This is a genomic window from Streptomyces sp. NPDC098781 (assembly GCF_044759995.1).
In the GTDB taxonomy this organism is placed as follows: domain Bacteria; phylum Actinomycetota; class Actinomycetes; order Streptomycetales; family Streptomycetaceae; genus Streptomyces.
This window is the reverse complement of the sequence record NZ_JBIWAK010000005.1, coordinates 748,400-774,326: the sequence shown is the minus strand read 5'-3', so window position 1 is coordinate 774,326 and position 25,927 is coordinate 748,400. Positions and strand designations below refer to the sequence as shown.

General features: G+C 71.9%; 24 protein-coding genes. 9 read left to right on the top strand and 15 right to left on the bottom strand.

Annotated elements, in window-relative coordinates; translation table 11 throughout:
- Nucleotides 1-523 precede the first annotated feature (523 nt).
- Together ACIQWG_RS24405 and trpS are read left to right on the top strand one after the other, a co-directional pair.
- Complete coding sequence (locus tag ACIQWG_RS24405; protein ID WP_404099366.1) at nt 524-679, top strand: hypothetical protein; 156 nt, start codon at nt 524-526, stop codon at nt 677-679.
- The gene (gene trpS, locus ACIQWG_RS24400) at nt 676-1,713 is read left to right on the top strand and encodes a tryptophan--tRNA ligase (RefSeq protein ID WP_404099364.1); all 1,038 of its coding nucleotides are present in this window, start codon (nt 676-678) and stop codon (nt 1,711-1,713) included. The genes ACIQWG_RS24405 and trpS overlap by 4 nt, the downstream gene beginning before the upstream one ends.
- A 46-nt stretch (nt 1,714-1,759) precedes the next feature.
- Here the strand turns inward: trpS and proC are convergent, their stop codons facing one another.
- The 6 genes from proC to ACIQWG_RS24370 form a co-directional block, all read right to left on the bottom strand.
- On the bottom strand, nt 1,760-2,569 hold the full coding sequence (gene proC / locus ACIQWG_RS24395; protein ID WP_404099362.1) for a pyrroline-5-carboxylate reductase: 810 nt from the start codon (nt 2,567-2,569) through the stop codon (nt 1,760-1,762).
- 116 nt (nt 2,570-2,685) lie between these two features.
- Entirely contained in the window at nt 2,686-3,477 is a 792-nt protein-coding gene (locus tag ACIQWG_RS24390; RefSeq protein WP_404099359.1) for an ABC transporter permease, read from the bottom strand.
- Nucleotides 3,474-4,274, bottom strand: coding sequence for an ABC transporter ATP-binding protein (locus tag ACIQWG_RS24385; protein WP_404099357.1), 801 nt, complete (start codon nt 4,272-4,274; stop codon nt 3,474-3,476). The genes ACIQWG_RS24390 and ACIQWG_RS24385 overlap by 4 nt, the downstream gene beginning before the upstream one ends.
- Nucleotides 4,275-4,501: 227 nt before the next feature.
- Nucleotides 4,502-5,287 (bottom strand): class I SAM-dependent methyltransferase, encoded by a 786-nt coding sequence (locus ACIQWG_RS24380; RefSeq protein ID WP_404099355.1) that lies wholly within the window; start codon nt 5,285-5,287, stop codon nt 4,502-4,504.
- A gap of 408 nt (nt 5,288-5,695) precedes the next feature.
- A complete protein-coding gene (locus ACIQWG_RS24375; RefSeq protein ID WP_404099354.1) occupies nt 5,696-6,199 on the bottom strand; it encodes an EamA/RhaT family transporter in 504 nt (167 codons plus the stop codon).
- A gap of 68 nt (nt 6,200-6,267) precedes the next feature.
- The gene (locus tag ACIQWG_RS24370; protein WP_404099351.1) at nt 6,268-6,606 is read right to left on the bottom strand and encodes an SH3 domain-containing protein; all 339 of its coding nucleotides are present in this window, start codon (nt 6,604-6,606) and stop codon (nt 6,268-6,270) included.
- Between the two features lie 182 nt (nt 6,607-6,788).
- Between ACIQWG_RS24370 and ACIQWG_RS24365 the strand changes: the two genes are divergently transcribed.
- Nucleotides 6,789-8,906, top strand: a complete 2,118-nt coding sequence (locus ACIQWG_RS24365) for a serine/threonine-protein kinase (RefSeq protein ID WP_404099349.1) — start codon at nt 6,789-6,791, stop codon at nt 8,904-8,906.
- A gap of 77 nt (nt 8,907-8,983) precedes the next feature.
- Here ACIQWG_RS24365 and ilvD read toward each other — a convergent pair whose 3' ends face one another.
- The 4 genes from ilvD to ACIQWG_RS24345 all read right to left on the bottom strand — a co-directional run bounded on the left by ilvD (nt 8,984) and on the right by ACIQWG_RS24345 (nt 13,516).
- Entirely contained in the window at nt 8,984-10,837 is a 1,854-nt protein-coding gene (ilvD, locus tag ACIQWG_RS24360) for a dihydroxy-acid dehydratase (RefSeq protein WP_404099347.1), read from the bottom strand.
- 123 nt (nt 10,838-10,960) lie between these two features.
- Nucleotides 10,961-11,584, bottom strand: coding sequence for a TetR family transcriptional regulator (locus ACIQWG_RS24355; protein WP_404099344.1), 624 nt, complete (start codon nt 11,582-11,584; stop codon nt 10,961-10,963).
- The gene (locus tag ACIQWG_RS24350) at nt 11,581-12,405 is read right to left on the bottom strand and encodes a sugar phosphate isomerase/epimerase family protein (protein WP_404099341.1); all 825 of its coding nucleotides are present in this window, start codon (nt 12,403-12,405) and stop codon (nt 11,581-11,583) included. Before ACIQWG_RS24350 ends, ACIQWG_RS24355 begins: the two co-directional genes overlap by 4 nt.
- A 178-nt stretch (nt 12,406-12,583) precedes the next feature.
- Entirely contained in the window at nt 12,584-13,516 is a 933-nt protein-coding gene (locus ACIQWG_RS24345; protein ID WP_404099339.1) for a Ppx/GppA family phosphatase, read from the bottom strand.
- Nucleotides 13,517-13,590: 74 nt separating this feature from the next.
- Between ACIQWG_RS24345 and ACIQWG_RS24340 the strand changes: the two genes are divergently transcribed.
- Complete coding sequence (locus tag ACIQWG_RS24340; protein ID WP_404099337.1) at nt 13,591-14,451, top strand: hypothetical protein; 861 nt, start codon at nt 13,591-13,593, stop codon at nt 14,449-14,451.
- Nucleotides 14,452-14,475: 24 nt separating this feature from the next.
- Here ACIQWG_RS24340 and ACIQWG_RS24335 read toward each other — a convergent pair whose 3' ends face one another.
- The gene (locus ACIQWG_RS24335) at nt 14,476-16,260 is read right to left on the bottom strand and encodes a hypothetical protein (protein ID WP_404099334.1); all 1,785 of its coding nucleotides are present in this window, start codon (nt 16,258-16,260) and stop codon (nt 14,476-14,478) included.
- Between the two features lie 184 nt (nt 16,261-16,444).
- Between ACIQWG_RS24335 and radA the strand changes: the two genes are divergently transcribed.
- Together radA and disA are read left to right on the top strand one after the other, a co-directional pair.
- Nucleotides 16,445-17,854, top strand: coding sequence for a DNA repair protein RadA (gene radA, locus ACIQWG_RS24330; protein WP_404099332.1), 1,410 nt, complete (start codon nt 16,445-16,447; stop codon nt 17,852-17,854).
- 81 nt (nt 17,855-17,935) lie between these two features.
- Nucleotides 17,936-19,060, top strand: a complete 1,125-nt coding sequence (gene disA, locus ACIQWG_RS24325; RefSeq protein ID WP_404099331.1) for a DNA integrity scanning diadenylate cyclase DisA — start codon at nt 17,936-17,938, stop codon at nt 19,058-19,060.
- 71 nt (nt 19,061-19,131) lie between these two features.
- Here disA and ACIQWG_RS24320 read toward each other — a convergent pair whose 3' ends face one another.
- Both ACIQWG_RS24320 and ACIQWG_RS24315 read right to left on the bottom strand, forming a co-directional pair.
- A complete protein-coding gene (locus ACIQWG_RS24320; RefSeq protein ID WP_404099329.1) occupies nt 19,132-19,872 on the bottom strand; it encodes a class I SAM-dependent methyltransferase in 741 nt (246 codons plus the stop codon).
- 183 nt (nt 19,873-20,055) lie between these two features.
- A complete protein-coding gene (locus tag ACIQWG_RS24315; protein WP_404099326.1) occupies nt 20,056-20,883 on the bottom strand; it encodes a hypothetical protein in 828 nt (275 codons plus the stop codon).
- A 186-nt stretch (nt 20,884-21,069) separates the two neighbouring features.
- Between ACIQWG_RS24315 and ACIQWG_RS24310 the strand changes: the two genes are divergently transcribed.
- The gene (locus tag ACIQWG_RS24310) at nt 21,070-21,702 is read left to right on the top strand and encodes a phosphatase PAP2 family protein (protein WP_404099324.1); all 633 of its coding nucleotides are present in this window, start codon (nt 21,070-21,072) and stop codon (nt 21,700-21,702) included.
- A 3-nt stretch (nt 21,703-21,705) separates the two neighbouring features.
- Here the strand turns inward: ACIQWG_RS24310 and ACIQWG_RS24305 are convergent, their stop codons facing one another.
- Together ACIQWG_RS24305 and ACIQWG_RS24300 are read right to left on the bottom strand one after the other, a co-directional pair.
- On the bottom strand, nt 21,706-22,365 hold the full coding sequence (locus ACIQWG_RS24305) for a response regulator (protein ID WP_404099322.1): 660 nt from the start codon (nt 22,363-22,365) through the stop codon (nt 21,706-21,708).
- Nucleotides 22,362-23,942 (bottom strand): sensor histidine kinase, encoded by a 1,581-nt coding sequence (locus ACIQWG_RS24300; RefSeq protein ID WP_404099320.1) that lies wholly within the window; start codon nt 23,940-23,942, stop codon nt 22,362-22,364. The genes ACIQWG_RS24305 and ACIQWG_RS24300 overlap by 4 nt, the downstream gene beginning before the upstream one ends.
- Before the next feature lie 168 nt (nt 23,943-24,110).
- Here ACIQWG_RS24300 and ACIQWG_RS24295 point away from each other — a divergent pair, with 168 nt between their 5' ends.
- Both ACIQWG_RS24295 and ACIQWG_RS24290 read left to right on the top strand, forming a co-directional pair.
- Entirely contained in the window at nt 24,111-25,037 is a 927-nt protein-coding gene (locus ACIQWG_RS24295; RefSeq protein ID WP_404099318.1) for an A/G-specific adenine glycosylase, read from the top strand.
- A gap of 303 nt (nt 25,038-25,340) precedes the next feature.
- Nucleotides 25,341-25,880 carry a SigE family RNA polymerase sigma factor gene (locus ACIQWG_RS24290; protein WP_019756474.1) on the top strand — a complete coding sequence of 180 codons (540 nt, stop codon included), beginning with the start codon at nt 25,341-25,343 and terminating at the stop codon, nt 25,878-25,880.
- Nucleotides 25,881-25,927: the final 47 nt, after the last annotated feature.

The following is a 25,927-nucleotide window of genomic DNA, read 5'->3' as shown; positions in this document are numbered from 1 at the left end:
TGAGTTCTCAAGGAACGGACGCTTCCTTTGTACTCACCCTCTCGGGCTTTCCTCCGGGCTTTTCCCTTCGGTCTTGCGTTTCCGACTCTATCAGACCGTTTTCCGATCCGATTTCCTCGGTGCTTTCCAGGTTCTCGCTCTCGCGTTTCCCTTTCCGGCGGTTCCGACTTTATCAGATCCTTTCGGGCCTGACCCCCAGTCAGCGGGTCTTGTCCTCGCGGCTGTTGGGCCGTTCCGACGAGTGAGACTTTAGCGGATTCCGTGCTCCCGAGCTAATCGGGGGCTGCGTTCTCTCGAACGCGGATTCCTCATTCCGTAATTACGCAGGCCAATGAGACGACGGCAGACAGATCGACTGTCGTCGAATGGCAGTTGGTACTTGCGGAGTGGCTGTCCGGGGACCGACCGGAGTCGGCGCTCACGTCGGACAACTCGGAGAACAGTACGGACGGCCCTGGGGCGTGTCAACTTCACTCCGTGTGGGACGCCGGGGGCGTAGTCTGGGACCCATGACGACGCGTACGTGCACCCAGCTGTGGTGGGCCGCCTGACGGCGGCCGTAGTCACGTATGTACTCAACGGCCGCCGCCTCGGCGGCCGTTTTCGTGTCTCCCTCCAGAGCTCCTGGGAGTCGGCCGGCCGGGACGGCGGCCTCGACCAGAAGGTGGAGAAGAGATGACGCGAGTCTTCAGCGGGGTCAAGCCGACCGGGCATCTGACGCTGGGGAACTACCTGGGGGCCATGCGGCGGTGGGCTGTCGTGGATCAGCACCAGGCCGACGCGCTGTTCTGCATCGTCGATCTGCACGCGCTGACCGTGGACCACGATCCGGCGCGGGTGCGCAGGCTCAGTCGGCAGGCGGCGACCTTGTTGCTGGCGTCCGGGCTGGATCCGGAGCTGTGCACCGTGTTCGTACAGAGTCATGTGGATGAGCACGCGCGGCTGTCGTACGTGCTGGAGTGCGTGGCCACGGACGGCGAGATGCGACGCATGATCCAGTACAAGGAGAAGGCGGCGCGGGAGCGGGTGCGGGGCGGGAGTGTGCGGCTGTCGCTGCTGACGTATCCCGTGCTGATGGCGGCGGACATCCTGGCGTACGGGACGGACGAGGTGCCGGTCGGGGACGACCAGACGCAGCATGTGGAGCTCGCGCGGGATCTCGCGGTGCGGTTCAACCAGCGGTACGGGCATACGTTCGTGGTGCCTCGGGCCACGTCGCCGCAGGTCGCGGCCCGGGTCATGAACTTGCAGGATCCGGCGTCGAAGATGGGCAAGAGCGATGACTCCGGGCCGGGGATCGTCTATCTGCTCGATGAGCCGGATGTGGTGCGGAAGAAGGTCATGCGGGCCGTGACCGACAGTGGGCGCCAGGTCGTGTACGACCGGGCCGCGCAGCCGGGGGTGGCGAATCTGCTGGAGGTCCTCGCTGCCTGTACGGGTGGGAACCCATCGGAGCTGAGCGGTGTATATGAGACGTACGGCGCCTTGAAGTCAGCCACCGCGGAGGCCGTGGTCGAGACTCTCAGGCCCGTACAGGACAGGCACAGGGAGCTGTGCGCGGATCCTGGCTATGTGGAGGGGGTGCTGCGGGATGGTGCGGAGCGTGCTCGGGCGATGGCTCGGCCGACCGTGGATGCCGCGTATCGGGCGATCGGGCTGCTGCCGGCGGCAGCGGCTGTGGCGGCGACCGCTGATATCGGGGTGACCGCCTAGGGACGGGTGGGCGGGGCCGCCCCCTGGGTCAGAGGGCGGCCGGGCGTCACTTGGTGCCGGAGGCCAGCTCGCGGCTGCGGTCGCGGGCGGCTTCGAGGGCCGCGATGAGAGCGGCTCGTACGCCGTGGTTCTCCAGTTCGCGGATGGCGTTGATCGTGGTGCCGGCGGGGGACGTCACGTTCTCGCGGAGCTTGACGGGGTGTTCCCCGCTGTCGCGGAGCATCGTGGCTGCGCCGATCGCGGACTGGACGATCAGGTCGTGCGCCTTGTCGCGGGGCAGGCCGAGGAGGATGCCGGCGTCGGTCATGGCTTCGACCAGATAGAAGAAGTACGCCGGTCCGGAGCCGGAGAGGGCGGTGCAGGCGTCCTGCTGTGACTCGGGGACGCGGAGCGTCTTGCCCACGGCGCCGAAGATCTCCTCGGCGTGGGCGAGGTCGGCTTCGCTGGCGTGGCTGCCGGCGGAGATGACGGACATGGCCTCGTCGACGAGGGCGGGGGTGTTCGTCATGACGCGGACGACAGGGGTGCCTGCGGTGAGGCGCTCCTCGAAGAAGGAGGTGGGGATGCCCGCGGCTCCGCTGATGACCAGGCGGTCGGTGGGGATGTGCGGGGCGAGTTCGTCGAGGAGGGTGCCCATGTCCTGTGGCTTGACCGTGAGGATCAGGGTGTCGGCGGTCTTGGCGGCTTCCGCGTTGGTGACCGGGGTGACTCCGTAGCGGGTGCGGAGTTCTTCGGCTCGTTCGGCGCGGCGGGCCGTCACCAGGAGGTCGGCCGGGGCCCAGCCGCCGCGGATCATTCCGCTGAGCAGGGCTTCGCCGATCTTGCCGGTGCCGAGGACTGCGACTTTCTGGGTCATGGCTGGGGTGCCCTCCGGGGGTTGCGTCGTCCGGGTTCATCCTCCCACCGGGGCCTCCTTTTCGAGGTGGCGTGTCCGGTGGGCGGACGAGTGGGCCTGGCCCGGTCCCGCGGAGGTCATGTGGTCCTGCGTCGCAGGGTCGCCGCGCCCAGGCCCAGGACCAGCAGGGCGCAGCCCGCCACGATCAGGGCGTCGCGGACGAAGTTGGCGGTCATGTCGGTGTGCTTGAGCACCTCGTTCATGCCGTCCACCGCGTAGGACATGGGGAGGACGTTGGAGATGGCTTCGAGGGCCGGGTGCATGTTGTCGCGGGCGGTGAACAGGCCGCAGAGGAGGAGTTGGGGGAAGATCACGGCCGGCATGAACTGGACGGCCTGGAATTCGGAGGCCGCGAAGGCCGAGACGAAGAGACCTAGCGCGGTGCCGAGCAGCGCGTCGAGCAGGGCCACGAGCAGGAGCAGCCAGGGGCTGCCGGTGACGTCCAGGCCGAGGAGCCAGAGGGCGAGTCCGGTCGCCAGGGCGGACTGGATGATCGCGAGGACACCGAAGGCGAGGGCGTAGCCGGCGATCAGGTCGCCTTTGCCCAGGGGCATGGCGAGGAGGCGTTCGAGGGTGCCCGAGGTGCGTTCGCGCAGGGTGGCGATGGAGGTGACCAGGAACATCGTGATCAGCGGGAAGATCCCGAGGAGGGAGGCGCCGATGTTGTCGAAGGTGCGCGGGCTGCCGTCGAAGACATAGCGCAGCAGGAACAGCATCACGCAGGGGACGAGCAGCATCAGCGCGATGGTGCGGGGGTCGTGGCCGAGCTGGCGCAGGACCCGGGCCGCCGTGGCGGTGGTGCGGGCGAGGTTCAGCGCGCCGGTGGGGGCGGGCCGCAGGGTCGCGGTGGGGCCGGTCGTCGTGGTCATCGGGTGGTCTCCTTCGCGCGGGCGGCCGCGACCGCCTCGTCGACCAGGTGCAGGAAGGCCGCCTCGACCGTCTCGGCGTCGGTACGGGTGCGCAGGGCGTCCGGGGTGTCGTCGGCGAGGATCTGGCCCTCGCGCATGAGGAGGAGGCGGTGGCAGCGCTCTGCCTCGTCCATGACGTGGGAGGAGATGAGGAGGGTGGCGCCGCGGGAGGCGGCGATGTCGTGGAAGAGGGTCCAGAGGTCTCGGCGCAGGACCGGGTCGAGGCCGACGGTGGGCTCGTCCAGGACGAGGAGTTCAGGGGTGCCGAGGAGGGCGACCGCGAGGGAGACGCGGCTGCGCTGGCCGCCGGAGAGGTTGCCGGCCAGGGAGTCGGCGTGGCTGGTGAGGTCGACGTCGGCGATGGCGCGGGTGACGTTCTCGTGGCGTCGGTCGGTGGCTCCGTGGCCGGGGTCGAGGATCGCGGCGAAGTAGGCGAGGTTCTGGCGGATGGTCAGGTCGTCGTAGACGGAGGGGGCTTGGGTGACGTAGCCGATGCGGGTGCGCAGGGTGGGGTGGCCGGCGGGGCGGCCGAGGACGTCGAGGGTGCCGGTGACCTTGGCCTGAGTGCCGACGATCGACCTCATGAGGGTGGTCTTGCCGCAGCCTGAGGGGCCGAGGAGTCCGGTGATCTGGCCGCGCGGGACGGTGAAGTCGAGGTCGCGGAGTACCTGGCGGGGGCCGCGTACGACGTTCAGGGACTCGGCTCGGATGGCGGGGGTGTCTGGGGGTTCGGAGCGGGTCGGCGCGTAATTCATCATGTGATGAATAATCCTCGGGTCAGGCTGCGCCGTCAAGCGCCGTGGCAGGCGCCGGGGTGCGGCTGCGCTGGGCGTGTGGGCGGTTGCCGGGTGCCCCGGGGAGGGTGCTGGGATGCGCCCGGTGCGGTGGGGGCGCGGGGTTCGCGTCCGTGCACATGACTCGCCCGCCCTCGCCGGTTGGGAGTGGCGGGGCGGGCGGCTGTTGGTGATCGGGGCTGTGGGGAGCGTCAGAAGGAGGTGGTGGTGGGGGCTACGGCCACGAGGAGGTCCACGTCGTAGGTCTCTTCGATGATTCCGTCCGGGAAGGCGGCGAGGAGGAACTGCTTCTCCTCGGTCAGGAAGGCTGCGCTCGCCTCCGTGCCGTGGACCAGGAAGATCGAGTGGCTGCCGATGTTGGCGAGGTGTGTGTCGATGGGGACGCGGCGGCTCCAGCGGACCTTGCGGCGGGTGAAGTCGAGGGTGCCGGTGGGGTCGGTCAGGGCGGCTCGGGCGCCGCTGCCATTCTGCTCGACGGCCGGGTGGGCGCCGAAGCGCCGTTCGATCCGCTCCGCCTGGGCGGCGTGCCAGGGGATGTCGAGCGGCGTGGTGTTCCACCACAGGGCGAGCGCTCCGCCGGGCCGGAGCACGCGCAGGGCCTCGGGCGCCGAGTGGGTGGGGTCGGTCCAGTGCCAGGCCTGGGCGTAGGTGAGGAAGTCGGCGGATGCGGTGGCCAGGGGGAGGGCGTCGCCGTTGCCGCGGACGATCGGCAGGTCGGGGTGGGCGCTGCGGAACTGGTCCGCCATGCCCTCGCCGGGCTCCACCGCCAGGACGTCGGCGCCGCGGCTGCGCAGCAGGGCGGTGGCTATGCCCGTGCCCGCGCCGACGTCGATGACGCGTGCGCCGGTGAGGGGGCGGTGGGCGAGTTCCTCGATCGTGTCGAAGAGGGCGGGCGGATAGGAGGGGCGGTTCGCGGCGTACTGGGCTGCGGCGGCGTTGAAGGAGCGGGCGCGGTCGGAGTGGGAAGGGGCGGCCATATGGCCATGGTGGCCCTGGCCGGTGGAGTGAGCACCGAGCTTTCCGAGAGGTTGGCCGACCGGTGATGCCCTGGACGGCGGACCACGCCGGAGGACTCCGAGGGACCGCGCCCGCGCGGGCCGGCCCCGGCCGGCCGCGTGTCGTCGGTCCGGCCTCGCAGGCAGGCGGCCGACAGCTGTGGCCCGCCCATGGCCGGGCCGCCCTCGCCCCGGCCTCGGCGGCTAGGGCCTGTCGTTTGGATCAGGTCGGCTGCGAGGTTCAGCGCCTTTCAGCCGGCCCGAGCGGGGTCTGGTGCGTGCAGCTGCAAGGCGGAGGAGGGAGTCGACGCGGAGCGTCGGCGAGTGACGACAACGCGGCAGATGTGCGTGCCAGACCCCGCGACGCCGACCTGATCCAAACGACAGGCCCTAGGTGCGGCGGCGCTTCTTCGAAGGGTTGCCGGTGCGGCGGGTCGTGCGGGTTTCGTGTTGTTCGCGGGCCGTTTCGTATTCCTCGCGGTGGAGTTTCTCGCCGGGGGCCTCGATGAGGGAGCGGAAGAAGTAGGCGAGGAGTGAGCCGACGAAGCCGATGGTCAGCAGGCCGCGGAGGGAGGCGTGGCGGTGGGGGTCGGTGCGTTTGGTGAAGCCGTCCCAGGTGTGGCGGAAGGCGAGCGCGCTGCACACGGCGAACATCACGACGACCAGCACGGTGACGAAGGTGCCGATGGCGGCGATCTCGATGCCCTGGTAGGCGAAGCGCAGGACCAAGCAGGAGATGGCCGTGGCGGCGAGGGAGCCGGCGGACACGGCGATACGGCGGGTGGTGTACCCGTGGTCGTGATCGACCCAGGTCGTGCCGAAGAAGCGTAGGGGCTCGGGGCGGGGGCCCGTGGAGCCCGCGGGGGTGGCCGGGGTGCCGTTCTTCTCGCTCACCAGTCGATTATGGCTCCGGCGGGCCCGCGGGGTCCGTACGGGTCCCGGCGAACCGGGACCGGCCGGGCTCAGGAGCAGCGCGGACGGACGTATCCGTCGCTGCCGGTGTTCACATAGGCGTCCGAGACGAACTCTCCGTTGTCGATGCAGTCCCAGATGTTGGTGGTGCCGTAGGGACCGCTGACGTTCGTGCCCGGCGTCTGGCAGAAGATCTGTACCTGGGCGCCCTCGGGCAGGGTGCGGACGACGGAGTACTGGGTGCCGGGGCCGCGCCGGACATTCAGGCGGACTCCCGGTGCGACCGAGTAGTAGCGCAGTGCCATGGTCGTAGCCGTGGCCTCCGCCATTGTCGTGACGGTGTCGCCCTCGTCGGCTCTGTCGACCTCTTCGACTCGGTCCATGGACATGATCGAACCTCCCCCGTTGATCCCCATGACTGCCATGGGGTCCCGTTGATTCCCCTAAATCACGCCACGCACACATGTGCGCGTTAGGAACACGGAGGCTAGCAAGCCGCCTCTGTCTCGTACGAGTCATCGACTAGGCTCCGTGCGTCGCGCGCGCGGACGAACAGCACGGGGGTGGTCCCATGGCGCCACAGCAGAACGCCGGAGCGGGCGCGGAAGCGGAACTTCCCGAATACGCCGGTCACTACCGCCTGGAGTCACATCTGGGCTCCGGCGGCATGGGCGTGGTCCATCTGGCCCGCAGCACCTCGGGCATGCAGCTCGCGGTGAAGGTCGTGCATGCCGAGTTCGCCAGGGATCCCGAGTTCAGGGGGCGGTTCCGGCAGGAGGTGGGGGCGGCGCGCCGGGTCAGCGGGGCCTTCACCGCGCCCGTCGTGGACGCCGATCCGGAGGCCGAACGGCCCTGGATGGCCACGCTGTTCATACCCGGCCCGACCCTCTCCGACCAGGTGAAGCGGAACGGCCCCATGGACCCGGCGCAGCTGCGTCGGCTGATGGCCGGGCTGGCCGAGGCGCTGCGTGACATACACCGGGTCGGTGTGGTGCACCGGGATCTGAAACCGAGCAACGTGCTGCTCGCCGAGGACGGTCCGAAGGTCATCGACTTCGGCATATCTCGGCCAAAGGACAGTGAACTGCGGACCGAGACGGGGAAGTTGATCGGTACGCCGCCCTTCATGGCGCCGGAGCAGTTCCGGCGCCCGCGGGAGGTCGGGCCGGCCGCCGACATCTTCGCGCTGGGGTCGGTACTGGTGCACGCGGCGACGGGACGGGGGCCGTTCGATTCCGACAGTCCCTATGTCGTCGCCTACCAGGTCGTCCACGACGAGCCGGATCTGACCGGTCTGCCGGCCGATCTCGCGCCGCTGGTGCTGCGGTGCCTCGCCAAGGAGCCCGAGGACCGGCCCACGCCCGACGAGTTGATGCGGGAACTGCGGTCGGTGGCGGCGTCGTACGACACACAGGCGTTCATTCCGGCGCAGCGGACGACGAGTGCGACCGGTGAGAGCGCGCAGGCGCCGGACGCGCGGCCCTCGGCGGTACGTGACGAAACGTCCCGCCCGAGGCGCGGGAGCCGCAGGACCAGGCTGGTGGCGCTCGGCGCCGGCGCCCTCGGGCTCGTCACGATCGCCGCGTTGGCCGTGGTGCGGATGCTCGGCGACGGCGCCACACCGCACGAGGCCGCGCCGCGCACCACACCGGCCGCCTTCAGCGCGTGGTCGGCGGCCCCGGCGCCCAAGAAGGGCACACCCCAGTGTTCGTACGGTGCGGGGAAGTTGCTCTGCGCCCAGACCGGGCTCACCTTCGCGCTCGACCCGCTGAACGGCCGGCTGCTGTGGCGGCACTCCGTCGACACCGAGCACGTCAGCGGACCGCCGGCCGTGGCGGGCGGCCTCGTGCAGCCGGCGTCCGGGCCGGGAGGCCGGCTGGAGGCACTGGATCCCGCGACGGGCAAGGCGCGTTGGCAGCGGGACATGCCCGCGTACAGCGCGTCGTCGGCCGCCGGGGGCATGCTGCTGCTCACCGGCGCCGACGGCACCCTCACCGGCGTGGACGGCGCTTCGGGCGACACGAAGTGGAGCCGAACCGTACCGGGTCACAAGGAGCCGTACTTCGTCGCGTTCGCCGGAGATCCGCTGGCGTACGCGACGCAGGCGTCCGACGACGGGTCGAGCACCCGGGTCACCGCGCTGGACCCGGCTACGGGCGACGTGCGCTGGGACGCGCGGCTGAAGGGCACGCTGGAGGCGGTCGGCGCGTCGGACGGGTCGGTCTTCCTCATCGCCGTCGACGCGGTCTACAGCGACGCCAGGAGCGTGGTCCGCTACTCCCCCGCCGACCGGAGCACGCGGCGCGTGGCGCTGTCGCTCCCTGTTCAGCAGGCGCACGGCACGGTGCGCGGGAACGTCGTCCATCTCGCGGGCTCCGGCGGTTCGCTGGTCGCCGTCGACATGGCGGCGGGCCGGCAGCTGTGGAGCCTGGAGACGTCCGTGACCCGTACATCGTCGCCCGTCGCCGACGATCGCCGTGTCTACATCAGCGCCCCCGACGGCCGGCTGCTCGCGGTGGACGCCCGCGACGGCAGGCTGCTCGGCCAGACGCCGACGCGGCTCGGTGGCGCCGAGGACGGGGTGGCGGCCGACCTGCCCGAGCCGCTGCTCGCCGACGGCCACGTCTTCGCCGCCGCTCCCGACGGCACCGTGTTCGCCGTGAACGGCAAGGACTCCGCCGCCTGGTGAAGCCGTAGACACGACACAGCCCCATGCGAAGGGGCCGCCCCCGCACCAGCGGGAAGCGGCCCCTTGCTGCGTGAGCCTCAGCCCAGCTTGGACACGTCCCGCACCGCGCCCTTGTCCGCGCTGGTCGCCATCGCCGCGTAGGCGCGCAGGGCGGCCGACACCTTGCGTTCGCGGTTGCCGGGGGCGTACACCCCGCCCAGCGCCTGCTCGCGGCGCGCCAGCTCGGCGTCGTCGACCAGGAGCTCGATCGAACGGTTCGGGATGTCGATACGGATCCGGTCGCCGTCCGCGACCAGGGCGATCGTGCCGCCGGACGCCGCCTCGGGGGAGGCGTGGCCGATGGACAGACCCGAGGTGCCGCCGGAGAAACGGCCGTCGGTGATCAGGGCGCAGGTCTTGCCGAGGCCGCGGCCCTTGAGGAACGACGTCGGGTAGAGCATCTCCTGCATGCCGGGGCCGCCCTTGGGACCCTCGTAGCGGATGACGACGACGTCGCCGTCGGTCACCTGCTTGTTGAGGATCTTCTCGACGGCCTCCTCCTGCGACTCGCAGACGACCGCGGGACCCTCGAAGGTCCAGATGGACTCGTCGACGCCCGCCGTCTTCACGACACAGCCGTCGACGGCGAGGTTGCCCTTGAGGACGGCCAGGCCGCCGTCCTTGGAGTACGCGTGCTCGACGCTGCGGATGCAGCCGCCCTCGGCGTCCTCGTCGAGGGCCGCCCAGCGCTCGGACTGCGAGAAGGCCTCGGCCGACCGGACGCATCCCGGGGCGGCGTGCCACAGCTCGACGGCTTCGACGGAGGGCGAACCGCCGCGCACGTCCCAGGTCTTCAGCCAGTCCGCAAGCGACGGGCTGTGGACGGCGTGCACGTCCTCGTTGAGCAGCCCGCCGCGGTGCAGTTCGCCCAGCAGCGCGGGGATGCCGCCGGCGCGGTGCACGTCCTCCATGTAGTACGTGCGGTCCTTGGCGACGTTGGGGGCGACCTTCGCCAGGCACGGCACGCGGCGCGAGACCGCGTCGATCTCGCCCAGCCCGAACGGGACGCCCGCCTCCTGGGCCGCGGCCAGCAGGTGCAGGATCGTGTTGGTGGAGCCGCCCATGGCGATGTCGAGCGCCATGGCGTTCTCGAAGGCGGCGAAGGTGGCGACGTTGCGCGGCAGGACGGTGTCGTCGTCCTGCTCGTAGTAGCGCCGGGTGATGTCCATGACGGTCTGCGCCGCCGCGACGTACAGCTGTTTACGGGCCGTGTGGGTGGCCAGCACCGAGCCGTTGCCGGGCAGGGACAGGCCGATGGCCTCGGTCAGGCAGTTCATCGAGTTGGCGGTGAACATGCCGGAGCAGGAGCCACAGGTGGGACAGGCGTTCTCCTCGATACGGAGGATGTCCTCGTCCGAGATCTTGTCGTTCACGGCGTCGGAGATCGCGTCGACCAGGTCGAGGGTGCGGACCGTGCCGTCGACGAGCGTGGCGCGGCCGGACTCCATCGGGCCGCCGGAGACGAAGACCGTCGGGATGTTCAGCCGCAGCGCGGCGTTCAGCATGCCCGGGGTGATCTTGTCGCAGTTGGAGATGCAGACCAGCGCGTCGGCGCAGTGGGCCTCGACCATGTACTCCACGCTGTCCGCGATCAGGTCGCGGGACGGCAGGGAGTACAGCATCCCGCCGTGCCCCATCGCGATGCCGTCGTCGACGGCGATGGTGTTGAACTCGCGCGGGATGCCCCCGGCCTCCGTGATCGCCTCGCTGACGATCCGGCCGACGGGCTGGAGGTGGGTGTGACCGGGCACGAACTCGGTGAAGGAGTTCGCCACCGCGATGATCGGCTTCCGGCCGATGTCCGCACCGGGTACACCGGAGGCGCGCATAAGGGCGCGTGCGCCCGCCATGTTGCGGCCGTGGGTGACTGTGCGGGACCTCAGCTCGGGCATCGTCGCTCGCTCCTTCAGGACTACAGAGACTGCGATCAGAGACTTCTGACTGCTAACGAGCGTACGCCCGTCATCCAGGGAGCGGGACGAGGTGTCCGGAATACGGGACGAATGTCTCGCGCATCAGCTGTCCGAGGGGCCCCGCCCGGTGAGATGTGCCTGCACCACGGGGGCCACGCGCGCGATGATCTGTTCCGGGTCCGCCGACGCGATCGGCTCGATCTTGATGACGTACCGCATCATCGCGACGCCCACCAGCTGGGCGGCGGCCAGCTCGGAACGCAGCTCGGCGTCCGGCGCGTCGATCTCGCCGGCGATCCGGCGCAGCAGCTGCGTCGACACCAGCCGCCGGAACACGGTGGCCGCGGCCTCGTTGTTGACCGCCGACCGGACGATGGCCAGCAGCGGCTTGCGGGTCACCGGGTTCTCCCAGAGCCCGAAGAGGAAGCGGGTCATGCGCTCGCCGACGTCGTCCAGGGGCGCGGCCAGCACGGCGTCGCGCACCTTGAGGGCGGGCACCAGGGCGACCTCCACGGCCGCCTCGAAGACCTGCTCCTTGGTGCCGAAGTAGTGGTGCACGAGCGCGGAGTCCACGCCGGCCGCCTTGGCGATGCCGCGCACGGAGGTCTTCTCGTATCCCCGCTCGGCGAACTCCTCGCGGGCCGCGTCCAGGATACGGTCGCGGGTGTCGGCGGATTCGGTACGAGGGGGCCGGCCCCGGCGCCGGCCTGCGGAGGTGTCGCTCACCGCCGGGGCACCTTCACCGCCGAGGCCAGATGCAGCCGCGTGAAGGCGAGGGCCTCGGCGAGGTCGGCCTCACGTTCGGCGCCGGACATCGCGCGGCGGGTGTTGACCTCGATGACGACGTGACCGTCGAAACCGCTCAGCGCGAGACGCTCCAGCACCTCGGCGCAGGGCTGGGTGCCACGGCCGGGAACGAGATGCTCGTCCTTCGCCGAGCCCCTCCCGTCCGCGAGATGGACATGCCCGAGCCGGTCCCCCATCCGATCGATCATCTGCACCGCATCCGTGCGCGCGGTCGCCGTATGGCTGAGATCGATCGTGAAGTGCCGGTAGTCGTCCTTCGTCACGTCCCAGTCGGGGGCGTAGGCGAGCATCTCGCGGTCGCGGTAGCGCCAGGGGTACATGTTCTCGACGGCGAACCGCACATCCGTCTCGTTCGCCATCCGCCAGATACCGGCGACGAAGTCCCGGGCGTACTGGCGCTGCCAGCGGAACGGCGGGTGCACGACGACCGTGGAGGCCCCGAGCTTCTCGGCGGCGGCCTGGGCGCGCTGGAGCTTGGTCCAGGGGTCGGTGGACCACACCCGCTGCGTGATCAGCAGACAGGGCGCGTGGATGGCCAGGATCGGAATGCGGTGGTAGTCGCTGAGGCGGCGCAGCGCCTCCATGTCCTGGCTGACGGGATCGGTCCACACCATGACCTCGACACCGTCGTACCCGAGGCGCGCGGCGATCTCGAAGGCCGTCGCCGTCGACTCCGGATAGACGGAGGCCGTCGACAGAGCGACCTTCGCATCCGGGATGCGCACCACTGGTTCTGCCACGAGGGACAGCGTACGGGGCGGCACGCAGCCCGGGGGAACCGATGACCACCCGCCCGCCGGGACCCTCGACAACCGGCCACGCGCGCGAACTGCGCGGATACCGAGCGAACGCGGCCCGGGGGTGTGGCGGGCTTCACGCTGCACCCCCCACCCCACCGCCGGAGGCGCCAGGCCGTCGCTAGCCCACGGCCAACTGATCCAGCTTCCGCAGGATCACGCCCTCCCGCAGCGCCCAGGGACAGACCTCCAGCGTCTCCACGCCGAACAGATCCATCGCCCCCTCGGCCACCAGCGCCCCCGCCAGCAACTGCCCCGCACGCCCCTCGGAGACCCCCGGCAGCTCCGTCCGCTGCTGCACGGTCATCCCGGCCAGCCGCGGCACCCACGCCTCCAGGGACTCCCGCTTCAGCTCACGCTGCGTGTACAGCCCCTCGGCGGAGCGGGCCGCGCCCGCGATCCGGGCCAGCTGCTTGAAGGTCTTGGACGTCGCGACCACGTGCTCGGGCGCACCGAAGCGGCTGAATTCACCCACCGTACGTGCGATCTGTGCGCGCACATGCCGTCGCAGCGCGCGTATGTCCTCAGCCTCCGGCGGATCCCCCGGCAGCCACCCCGCGGTCAGCCGCCCGGCCCCCAGCGGCAGCGACACCGCCGCGTCCGGCTCCTCGTCGATGCCGTACGCGATCTCCAGGGAGCCGCCCCCGATGTCCAGGACCAGCAGCTTCCCGGCGGACCATCCGAACCACCGCCGCGCCGCGAGAAAGGTCAGCCGGGCCTCTTCCGCGCCGGTGAGGACCTGAAGCTCGACCCCGGTCTCGGCCTTCACACGCGCGAGCACGTCATCGGCGTTGGTCGCCTCCCGCACCGCGGACGTGGCGAACGGCAGTACTTCCTCGACACCCTTGTCCTCGGCGGCCAGCAGCGCCTCGTGCACGACACCGATGAGCCGGTCGACGCCGTCGGGGCCAATGGCACCGCTGTCGTCGAGGAGTTGCGCGAGGCGCAGCTCCGCCTTGTGCGAGTGCGCGGGCAACGGTCGCGCGCCAGGGTGTGCATCCACCACCAGCAGATGCACCGTGTTCGATCCCACGTCGAGGACACCGAGTCTCATGTACGGAACGCTACTGCCACCTGGGCGATCCTCCGTCCTCGAAGTCGCAGGTACGGACGCCGTACCCTGGACCCGTGCCAAAGACGAAAAAGGCGAAGGACGACAAGACGGCCAAACCCGGCAAGGGTTCTTCGCAGGCGAAGGCAGCCATGAAGTCGAAGAGGTCCAAGAAGGGCTCCCCGGAGTCGGACGAGAAGGGCCTCGACTTCGCGCGCGCGTGGGTGGAGTTCCCTGATCCGGCAGATGACGAGCAGATCTTCCGCTGTGATCTGACATGGCTGACCTCCCGTTGGAACTGCATCTTCGGCAGCGGCTGCCAGGGCATCCAGGCGGGCCGCGCGGACGACGGCTGCTGCACGCTGGGCGCGCACTTCTCGGACGAGGACGACGAGAAGCGGGTCGCCGAGCATGTGGCGAGACTCACGCCGGAGATCTGGCAGCACCACGACGAGGGCATGGAGCACGGCTGGATCTCGGAGGACGAGGACGGCGACCGCCAGACCCGCCCCTTCCAGGGCTCCTGCATCTTCCAGAACCGCCCCGGCTTCTCCGGCGGCGCGGGCTGCTCGCTGCACATCCTGGCCCTGAAGGAGGGCCGCGAGCCGCTGGAGACCAAGCCGGACGTCTGCTGGCAGCTGCCGATCCGGCGGACGTACGACTGGATCGACCGGCCCGACGACACGCGGGTGCTCCAGGTGTCGATCGGTGAGTACGACCGCCGCGGCTGGGGTCCGGGCGGCCACGACCTGCACTGGTGGTGCACGTCGGCGACCTCGGCGCACGGCGCCGGCGACCCGGTCTACGTCTCCTACCGGGCCGAGCTGACGGAGCTGATGGGCAAGGCGGGCTACGACCGTCTGGTCGAGCTGTGCGAGGAGCGGCTGGCGTCGCAGCTGCCGCTGATGGCACCGCATCCGGCGGATCCCGTCACTTAAGCGCCCGCACCGGAACCGGCGGCCCTACGACCCGGAAGGGCTCGGCTCCCCGCTGCCGTCGGGCGGCGGTGTCGAGCTCACCGGGTCCGACGGCGCGGACGGCGAGGGCTCCGGCGACGAGGGCGGCGGATCGCTCGGCGTCGGGTCGCCCGGGGTCGGGTCGGACGGCGGCGGACTCGTGGGCGTCGGATCCGGCCCGGACGACGAGGGCGGCGGGTCGGTCGGCGTTCCGGGGTCGGTCGGATCGCCCGGGTGGGGTCCAGGACCTGGTCCGGGGCCGTGGCTTCCCGGGTCGGAGGGGCTCGGGGCGGTGCCGTAGCCCTCGATGGAGACGACGGCGCCGGCCGGTGCGATCGCCACGCGCGCGCTCCAGTGCCCCGAGGGCTCGCGCAGCTGATCGACATACACCTTGATCGTCAACGACTCGCCGGGCACGAGCGTTCCCGCCGACTGGCTCAGGTAGAGCCAGTGCGCGCCGGTGCTCGCCGACCAGCGCACCGGCGCCCGTCCGGTCGCCGTGAGCGTGACGAGCGTGGTGTCGCCGCTGCTGTCGGCCGAGACCTCCAGCTGCCCGGCGCCCGCCACGCGCGCACCGCTCACGCTGACGACCTCGACGAGGACGTCCTGGTCCGGCCGCTCGCCGAAGCGGCCGCCGGGTCTGGTGCTGGCGTTGCCGGCGTTCTCGTAGCCGCTGCCCGCGGCCTCCCCGTCGAGCGCTCCGGGGCCGTGCGCCTCGCTCGCGCTGGCCGCGCCGCCGCCCGCGCCGTCGCCGGTCGACGGGGACCGGTACGCGGCCCACAGGGCGAGGACCGGGGCGGCGACGACGGTGGCGACGACGGTCGTGGTGACGGCACGCGCGCGCAGCCGGTCGCGGCGGGCGGCACGATCCTTCGGGTCCATCGGAAAACCGCGGCGGTCGAAGCGCGGCACGGCACCGCCCCGCGCGCGCGGGCCGTGCGCGAGAGCCATGTGCAGGGCCGCGCGGGGCGCCTGGAGGACGGTCAGTTCGGCCGGGGTGACGGCCGCGCCGGGCCACCGGCCCGGGATCGCGCGCTCGGCCGTGCGGCGGCAGCGCGGGCAGTCGTCGACGTGCCGGACGAGTTCGCGGCGCAGGGCCGTGCCGAGCACGACCTGGTGGTCGCCGGTCAGCCGGGCGACGCCGGGGCAGGCGCCGGTCTCGACGACGGCGAGGGCCGCGCGGGTGCGCTCGACCTCGCAGGCGGCGGACGCGAGGAGCTCGCGCGCGGCGGCGAGGTCCATGCCGAGGACGGCGGCGACCTCGCTCGTGGCGAGGTGGTGGCGTACGGCGAGTTCGAGGGCCTCGCGCTGCTCCGGCGTGGTGCCGGCGGCCTCCGGCCAGGCGAGCAGGGCGAGTTCGCGGCGCCGCTCCTCCTGGACCTCTTCGGCGACGGGCGACCCCATGGGGCGTTCCCCCGACGACCGGTGCGCGCCGTGCCGCCCGGCCGCGTGGCTGCCGCTGCTCTGACGTTTCTGCTTGGCCTCGGCCAGCTTGCGCAGACACGCCCAGCGGGCCAGCGCGTACAGCCAGGGCCGCCGGTCCGCCGGGGCGTCCGGCACGCGCTGCCCGCGCCGCTCGGCGAGCGCGAGGACGTCGCCGAGGGCCGCGGTCGCGGCGTCGTGGTCGCACAGCACGGACAGGCAGTAGGTGAACAGCCCGTCCAGGTAGGGCTCGTAGCGCGCGGGCGGCCGCTGCGCCAACGTGCGCGCCGCCGCACGATCACGCGCCTCCCGGTGCGCCCGGTGCGCGCCGGTGGTGCGGGTCGAGGTCTCCGGAGTGCTGCTCATCATTGGTGGACCGTAGGCGGCTCGCGGTGGCGCCTTCCGCCCGCTTGAGCACTTTTAATCCATACGGGTGAAACGATCCCTCAAAGGGGTACAGGAACCCCGAATTCCGTGGCCTGTGCATGACGAGACGGGTCATCCGACGGGCGACGAGCCGGGGTTGTCAGTGGCCTCGGCTACGGTTCATCGCATGGCTGCCCGTACCAAGACCACGAAGGACCGCCCGTCCTACCGCTGCACGGAGTGCGGCTGGCAGACGGCCAAGTGGCTCGGCCGGTGCGCCGAGTGCCAGGCGTGGGGGACGGTCGAGGAGTACGGCGCGCCCGCGGTCCGTACGACGGCGCCGGGCCGGGTGACGAATTCCGCGCTGCCCATCGGCCAGATCGACGGACGGCAGGCGACCGCGCGGTCCACCGGCGTCCCCGAGCTGGACCGCGTCCTCGGCGGCGGACTGGTGCCCGGCGCGGTCGTCCTGCTCGCGGGCGAACCCGGCGTCGGCAAGTCCACGCTGCTGCTGGACGTGGCGGCCAAGGCGGCGAGCGACGAGCACCGCACGCTCTATGTCACCGGCGAGGAGTCGGCGAGCCAGGTGCGGCTGCGCGCGGACCGCATCGGCGCCATCGACGACCATCTGTATCTAGCGGCCGAGACCGATCTGGCCGCCGTGCTGGGGCACTTGGACGCGGTGAAGCCGTCGCTGCTGATCCTCGACTCCGTGCAGACCGTGGCCTCCCCCGAGATCGACGGTGCGCCCGGCGGTATGGCGCAGGTCCGGGAAGTGGCCGGTGCGCTGATCCGCGCCTCCAAGGAGCGCGGGATGTCCACCCTCCTTGTGGGACACGTCACGAAGGACGGCGCGATCGCCGGCCCGCGCCTCCTGGAGCACCTCGTGGACGTGGTGCTCCACTTCGAGGGCGACCGGCACGCGCGCCTGCGGCTCGTGCGAGGCGTCAAGAACCGCTACGGCGCGACGGACGAGGTCGGCTGCTTCGAACTGCACGATGAGGGCATCACGGGCCTCGCCGACCCCAGTGGACTTTTCCTGACCCGTCGCGCCGAACCGGTCCCCGGCACCTGTCTGACGGTCACCCTGGAGGGCCGCCGCCCCCTGGTCGCCGAGGTGCAGGCGCTCACCGTCGACTCACAGATCCCCTCGCCCCGGCGCACGACGTCGGGTCTGGAGACCTCGCGGGTGTCGATGATGCTGGCGGTCCTGGAGCAGCGCGGCCGGATCAGCGCGCTCGGCAAGCGGGACATCTACTCCGCGACGGTCGGCGGGGTGAAGCTCTCGGAGCCCGCGGCCGACCTCGCCGTCGCCCTCGCGCTGGCCTCCGCCGCGAGTGACACACCTCTCCCCAAGAACCTCGTCGCGATCGGCGAGGTGGGCCTCGCGGGCGAGGTCAGACGGGTCACGGGCGTGCAGCGCAGACTGGCCGAGGCGCACCGGCTGGGCTTCACCCACGCCCTCGTACCGGGCGACCCGGGCAAGGTCCCCGCGGGGATGAAGGTGCTGGAAGTGGCCGACATAGGGGACGCGCTCCGGGTCCTTCCGCGCTCCCGTCGGCGAGAGGCCCCACGGGACGCCGAGGACCGCCGGTAGACTTTGCCCTGGTCTCGCCCGTCCGTACGAACCGATAGTGCGAAACGGGAGCGCCTCAGAACCTGCGACCGGAGGAGTGCAGTGGCAGCCAACGACCGGGCAGCAGCTCCCGGAAAGTCCGGTGGGAGTGCCGGTTCCGATGGCCTGATGCGCGCCTCACTGAGCGCCGTGGCACCCGGCACCGCGCTGCGGGACGGCCTCGAACGGGTCCTCCGCGGCAACACCGGCGGTCTCATCGTGCTCGGTTTCGACAAGACCGTCGAGACGATGTGTACGGGCGGATTCGTGCTGGATGTCGAGTTTGCGGCGACGCGGCTGCGGGAGCTGTGCAAGCTGGACGGCGGCATCGTGCTGTCGTCCGACCTGTCGAAGATCCTGCGCGCGGGTGTCCAGTTCGTGCCGGACGCGACGATCCCCACGGAGGAGACGGGCACCCGGCACCGCACGGCGGACCGGGTCAGCAAGCAGGTCGGCTTCCCGGTCGTCTCCGTCTCCCAGTCGATGCGGCTCATCGCGCTCTACGTCGACGGGCAGCGCCGCGTCCTGGAGGACTCCGCGGCGATCCTCTCCCGCGCCAACCAGGCGCTGGCCACCCTGGAGCGCTACAAGCTCCGCCTGGACGAGGTCGCGGGCACGTTGTCGGCGCTGGAGATCGAGGACCTGGTGACCGTCCGGGACGTCTCGGCCGTGGCCCAGCGTCTTGAGATGGTCCGCCGCATCGCGACCGAGATCGCCGAGTACGTGGTGGAGCTGGGCACCGACGGACGTCTCCTCGCCCTCCAGCTGGACGAGTTGATCGCCGGCGTGGAGCCCGAGCGCGAGCTCGTGGTGCGCGACTACGTGCCCGAGCCGACCGCCAAGCGCTCCCGCACGGTCGACGAGGCGCTGTACGAGCTGGACGCCCTCACCCACGCGGAGCTGCTGGAACTGGCCACGGTGGCACGGGCGTTGGGCTACACCGGCTCCCCGGAGGCGCTGGACTCGGCGGTCTCCCCGCGCGGCTTCCGCCTGCTGGCCAAGGTGCCGAGGCTGCCCGGCGCGATCATCGACCGCCTGGTGGAGCACTTCGGCGGCCTCCAGAAGCTGCTCGCCGCCAGTGTGGACGACCTCCAGACGGTCGACGGCGTCGGCGAGGCGCGGGCGCGCAGCGTCCGGGAGGGGCTGTCGAGACTGGCGGAGAGCTCGATCCTGGAGCGGTACGTCTAGCGGACCTGTGGGTCCGGCGCGCCAGGACCTGTGCGGCGAGGGGATGCCTTCACGCCTCGGCGCGGCTCGACCTACGGTTTGTGGGTGACCCAGAGCAGTTCCGCCGGCCAGCGGTGTGCCCAGTCGGGTGGGTCGGTTTCGTTGTAGCCGTTGGGTGTGCCGCGTTCGGGCCGCGGCTCGATGAGGTCGTCGATGATGAGACCCGCGCCGCGCAGAACCCGGACCCAGCCGCCGTAGGTGAGTTGATAGCTGGTCGCGTCGTCGACTTCGGCGATGGTGTTCAGCCCGAAATAGTCCTGCCGCAGCGTCGTGGTCACGCGGCCGGCGGCTTCGTCGTAGCAGGCTTCGAACCATGGGCTGGCGACGTTGAACACCAGGCGCCCGCCGGGGACCAGAACGCGTGCGGCCTCCGGGACGGCCAGGTGCGGGGGCGCCCAGCTGAGTCCGCCGAAGTCGCAGAACACCAGGTCGAAGCTGTCGTCGGCGAAGGGGAGTTGTTCGGCGGCGCCCTGCACCAGCGGGTACTGGGCGGCTCCCATCGCGTCGGCCGCCGCAGCGAGTTGGACTTCGGACAGGTCGAGCCCGACCACGGTGGCGCCCTCGGCGGCGAGCGCCCTGGACCACTGGCCGGCGCCGCAGCCGAGTTCGAGGACGCGCTTGCCGGTGACCTCGCCCAGGGCGTGCAGGTGCGCGTCGGGGACGGAGTACATGCCCCACAGCCGGGGTGCGGCGCCGATCTGCGGGTCGTGCTCCTGCTGGTAGGCACTGCTGATCCGGTTCCAGAGCCGCCGGTTGGCGGCGATGCTGTCCACGTGCCGACTCCAGCACTGCCTGCCGGGGGCGGTCAACACGATGGGCGCACCGGCCCTCGCCTCGGTCCGGCCTGGCCCGGCCCGTGATCCGCCGGGCGAGCCCTGGGGCCTGTCGTTTGGATCATGCTGGCGTCGGCCGACAGGCGCAGTTCCTCTCAGCCGACCTGATCCAAGCGACAGGCCCTAGTCGTTCTCCAGCACGAACGACGTCTGCGCGGTCCCGAACCCCGGGGTCTTCGCCTCCACCAGATACGTGCCGGCTCCGGCCGACCCGGCGGCAGGGGTCGCGCACTGCGGGGCGCTGGCCTTGCGGTCCCACTTCACGGTGTAGGTGACGCTCTCGTCGGCCGGTACCCGGAAGCGCAGGCTGCCGGCGACATCGGGGCAGTCGGCGGAGGACCAGAGGGCGTCCTCGGATCCCGCCTGAGTGATCGTCACCACCGCGTTCTTCGGGCCGAGATCGACCTTGCAGTCGTAGGTGGAGGAGTTCGCCGCGGTCAGTAGCAGCGCGGGCGTCTCGCCCGGCTCGTAGGCGTTGTCGCGGCTGCTGACGGTCAGCTTCACCTGGCCCGAGACACAGTCGGGCAGCGAGGAGCCGTCGGCGACCGTGTCGTCCGCGCCGACACCACCGCCCGCGCCGCCGCCCGCGGACCCGCTGCCGGAACCGTCCGATCCGCCCGACGAACCGTCCCCGGAGCCGCTGCCGTCGCCGTCGCCGGACCCGGAGCCGTCGCCCGAGCCGCCGGAGTCCCCGCCGCCCGTCGACTCGTCGCGTCCGCCCGGCGCCTGACTGATCGCCGGCCCCGAGCCGGACGGGCCCGGTGTGATCGTCGAGGGCGCGGGATTCTTGCCGTCGGACCCGCCCCTGTCGTTCTTGCCGCCTCCGCCGCCCGACACCAGCACCCAGGCGACCAGCAACGCCAACAGGGCGAACACGGACAGCATTACGGCCCTCCGTCGCCAGTAGATGGAGGAGGGAAGCGGCCCGACCGGATTGCGCAGAGATCCCACGGCGCAAACCTTACGAGAGATCGGTGCGCCGGCCTGCTCCACCCGCCGCCCCGGACGACAACTTTTCCGGATCATCATCCCGGAAACCGCCGGGAGGCGCGCGCGTCACCCCTGTCCGCCGTCAGGGGCAGCACCTGACGATCGCTGGGTGTGACGGTTTCGGCCCGCCGCCTACGGTCCGTGACCATGGACTTCGAGGACGACGAGCTCTACCGCGACATCACCGGATTCGCACACGGCACCCCAACGTGGGTACAGCACACGGCCGAGGCATGGACGGAGGCCGGACTGCTGCTGTTCGCCGCGCTGTTCGTCACCGCCTGGTGGCGGGCGAGACGGGACACGCCCCGGGCCTTCGCGACAGCGGCCCTCGCACCTGTGGCCACCGCTTTGGCGTATGTGTGCAGTGAGCTGCTCAAGTTCGGCTTCACACAGGAGCGTCCGTGCCGGGCGGTGGCGGGCGCCACCGCTTCCCTGAGTGCCTGCCCGCCGCCCGGCGACTGGTCCTTCCCCAGCAACCACGCCACCATCGCGGGCGCCGCGGCCGTCGCCCTGGCCCTCACCCGGCCCGCCCTGCTCCGGCTGACCGCGCCCCTGGCCCTGCTGATGGCCTTCTCCCGCGTGTTCGTGGGCGTGCACCATCCGCACGACGTCGTGGCGGGGCTGGTCCTCGGCGCGGCCGTCGCGGCCACGGTCATACGCCTCGGCATGCGCCCCGCGATCGGGCTGACCGAGGCGATGCGGACCTCGTCGGCACCGGTCGTACGGGCGTTCACCGGCCCGGGACCGGAGCGCGTCCCGTCGTACGACAGCCGCTGAGCCTCATGTCTCCACCAGCCCCGCCTCGTACGCCACGATCGCCGCCTGCACACGGTTGCGCACGCCCAGCCGGTCGAGCGTCGCGCTCACATACGCCTTCACCGTGCCCTCGACGAGATGCAGCCGGGCGGCGATCTCCGGGTTGGACAGGCCCGCGCCGACGAGTCCGAGCACCTCGCGCTCGCGCGGGCTGAGTCCGGCCACACGGGTGCGTGCGGCGGCCTCGCGGCCCAGTCGCCCGTCGCTGCCGCCCAGGCCGTCGATGACGAACCGGGCCACCTTCGGCGACAGGAAGGCGGCGCCGCCCGCCACCGCGCGCACGCCCGCGATGAGTTCGTAGGGATCCCCGGACTTCAGCAGGAAGCCGGTGGCGCCGCCGCCGAGGGCGCGGGCCACGTAGGCCTGTTCGGAGAAGGTGGTGAGCATCGCGACGGCGGTGCCGGGGACGGTCCGTACGATCTCCTCCGCGGCGGCGAGCCCGTCCAGGCGCGGCATCCGGATGTCCAACAGGGCGACGTCGGGCCGGTGGGCGCGGGCCAGCTCGACGGCCGCCCGCCCGTCGCCCGCCTCCGCGACGACCTCGGTCTCGCCGCCGCTCGCCAGGATGGCGCGCACCCCGGCCCGCACCATCGCCTCGTCGTCGGCCAGCAGTACCCGGATCACCGTACGAACTCCTCATCCGTGGAGGGGCGTTGCGCGAGACCTGCCCTGGGGATCACGTCCTTGGCGGCCAGCCGTCCCCTGTCGTCGAAGCAGAGTCTGAAGTGGTCGACGGAGACGAGGAGTTCGCCGCTCGCCCGGTAGTAGCGGCACTCGCTTCCGCGTGGCGGCGGGCCGGGCGCGCGTTCCACGGGCGCGTCGCGCACGGTGCGGTCCGGCAGGACCCGGTCGACGTCGTGGGCGGGCGTGCCCAGGCGCAGTGCGGCGTACGCGGCGGGCGACAGCACCGAGTGGGTCTCCGTGTACGCGTACCAGGCGAACCCGCCGCCGACCAGCGCGATGCCCGCGCCGACGGCGGCGACGAGGGCGAGGGCGACGCGGCGGCGGGCCCGGGTGAAGGGGGCGTACGGGGCGGCGGGGGCCCGGGCCGCGGTCGGGGCGAGGGGCTGCTCGGGGACGTACGCCCGGACGCGGAAGCCGTCCTCGGACGGACCCGCCTCGAAGTCGCCGCCGACCGCGGCCACGGCGACGCGGAGGGCCTGGAGGCCGCTGCCGCCGGAGGACGTGGGCGCCCCGTCGGCCACCGGGCCCCGCCCGCTGGTCACCGTCACCGCCGTACCGTCGGCCTCCCGCGCCGCCGTCACCCCGACCGGGGCGCCCGGCGCGTGCCGGGCCGCGTTGGTGAGGGCCTCGCGGACGACCCGGTACAGGACGCGTTCGGCGACGCCGCCCGGATCCGCCGTACCGTCGGCCGGCCGCTCCCACCGCACCGGCAGCCCCGACTCGGCGGCGCGTGCCACGAGTTGCTCGACGGTCTCGCCGGCCGGCGTCAGGGAGACCGACACCGGTTCGCCCTCCTCGCGCAGGACTCCGATGATGCGGTGCAGCCGCTCGGTGGCGTCGGCGGCCGCCGCGCGCAGGTCGGCGACGGCGTCGCGATGGCGGTCCGGGAGGTCGGGGGCGATCTGGAGGGCGCCGGCGCGCAGGGCGATCAGGCTGAGCTCGTGGCCCAGGGAGTCGTGCATGTCCTGCGCGATCCTGGCCCGCTCGCGCAGCCGGGCGCGCTCCTCGGCGACGCGCTGCTCGCCCTCCAGGCGCGCGGCCCGGCTCCAGCCGGCCTCGGTCAGCTGCCGACTCTGCCGCCAGTAGCGGCCGCCGAGCCACGGGAAGACACAGCCGAACAGCAGCGTGCCGGTCAGTACCACCCACTCCGGCGCCGGGTCGACGCCGAACAGCGCGATCCGCGCCGTACCGAGACAGCCGACGCCCGCGAACACCACCACCGCCGGCCGTACCCGTGCCGCCCGCAGCCCGAGCAGCAGCGCGAACACGCCGAGCGCCGGGCCGTAGGAGAGGGTGAACAGGGCGGGGGCGGCGACGAGGCTCAGTACGGCGGCCAGCGCGAAGGCGAGCAGGGGCTGCCGCCGGGCCAGGGCGACCGCTGCGGCGAGCACGACGAGCCCGGCCGCCTGCTGCCACACGGCACGCGGCTCGTTCAGTCCCAGGCGGTCCGCCGCCGGGCCGGGGAAGGCGAGGGCGGCCCAGAGCAGACAGGCCCGCCAGGTGCGAGGACGTTCCATCCGGCCGACGCTACAAGCGGGTGCCGGGGTGCCACTGCTGCCGATCGTCAGGTGCGGTGCGCGCTCCTTCGCGCACCGGTCCCTCACGGCCGCGCCCCGCAGCCACAAACGCACCGGCGCCGCCGCCTACCCACCGCGTCGCCCCCGGCATGGCAGGATCGGAAAGCCATGACTGCGCCAACGAAGCCCCCGCACACCGAAGCCGACTCCGCCGGCCCCCTCGGTCAGCCTCTGCACAGCAACGTCATCGACTGGTTCGACGAGAACGCCCGTGACCTCCCCTGGCGGCGCCCCGAGGCCGGCCCCTGGGGAGTGATGGTCAGTGAGTTCATGCTCCAGCAGACGCCGGTGAACCGCGTCCTGCCCATCTACGAGCAGTGGCTGGCCCGCTGGCCCCGCCCCGCCGACCTGGCCAAGGAGGCGCCCGGCGAGGCCGTCCGCGCCTGGGGCCGGCTCGGCTACCCGCGCCGCGCCCTGCGCCTGCACGGCGCCGCCGTCGCCATAGCGGAACGGCACGGCGGCGACGTACCGACCGACCACGCCCAACTCCTCGCGCTGCCCGGCATCGGCGAGTACACGGCGGCCGCCGTGGCGTCCTTCGCGTACGGCCAGCGGCACCCCGTGCTCGACACCAACGTCCGCCGGGTGCTGGCCCGCGCGGTCACCGGCGTGCAGTACCCGCCGAACGCCACCACGGCCGCCGAGCGCAAGCTCGCCCGCGCGCTGCTCCCCGACGAGGAACGCACCGCCGCCCGCTGGGCCGCGGCCTCCATGGAGCTCGGCGCGCTGGTGTGCACCGCGAAGAACGAGTCGTGCCACCGCTGCCCGATCGCCGCGCAGTGCGCCTGGCGGCTCGCGGGCAAGCCGGAGCACGAGGGCCCGCCGCGCCGCGGCCAGACCTACGCCGGTACCGACCGTCAGGTGCGCGGCAAGCTGCTGGCCGTGCTGCGGGAGGCCCACTCACCCGTTCCGCAGGCCGCGCTCGACCGGGTGTGGCACGAACCGGTGCAGCGCGCCCGTGCCCTCGACGGGCTCGTCTCGGACGGGCTGGTCGAGCCGCTGCCCGGCGGGATGTACCGGCTGCCACTGAGCTGACGCACAGTCACATCACAGCGGCAGGGCCTTCGCAACAGCCCATGCACAGCCTCCACGTGGTGACAAATCGACCAAATCACCACAGACCACCCTCAACTCCTCGGCCGCTTTGCCCCTTTCCTGAATCCGTTACACAACCGACGGACAGCCGAGCGCTGGCCGCAGGCTGCTTCGGACAGCCCCGTGACAACGCCTCCGTAGCTTCATTTCCGTACCCGACAAGCGGGGACGACTACGAACCACAGGCAGTGGCACCGCCGGCGAACGAGCCGGCCGGGGACGGGGAATCGGGAGGCGGTCAACATGGCGCAGGGCGAGGTGCTCGAGTTCGAGGAGTACGTCCGCACCCGGCAGGACGCGCTGCTGCGCAGCGCCCGCCGGCTGGTCCCGGACCCGGTCGACGCGCAGGACCTGCTTCAGACGGCGCTGGTGCGGACGTACCACCGCTGGGACGGCATCGCGGACAAGCGGCTCGCGGACGCCTACCTCCGCCGCGTGATGATCAACACGCGGACCGAGTGGTGGCGGGCGCGCAAGCTGGAGGAAGTGCCCACCGAGCAGCTCCCGGACGCCTCGGTCGACGACGCCACCGAGCAGCACGCGGACCGCGCCCTGCTGATGGACATCATGAAGGTTCTCGCTCCGAAGCAACGCAGCGTCGTCGTGCTGCGACACTGGGAGCAGATGTCCACGGAGGAGACGGCCGCCGCCCTCGGCATGTCGGCCGGAACGGTCAAGAGCACGCTGCACCGGGCGCTCGCCCGGCTCCGCGAGGAGCTGGAGAGCCGCGATCTGGACGCACGCGCGCTGGAGCGTGAGGAGCGGGAGCGTTGCGCGGCCTAGGCACGACGACGGGCGGCACCGGGCACACGGACAGGGGTGACAGGGCC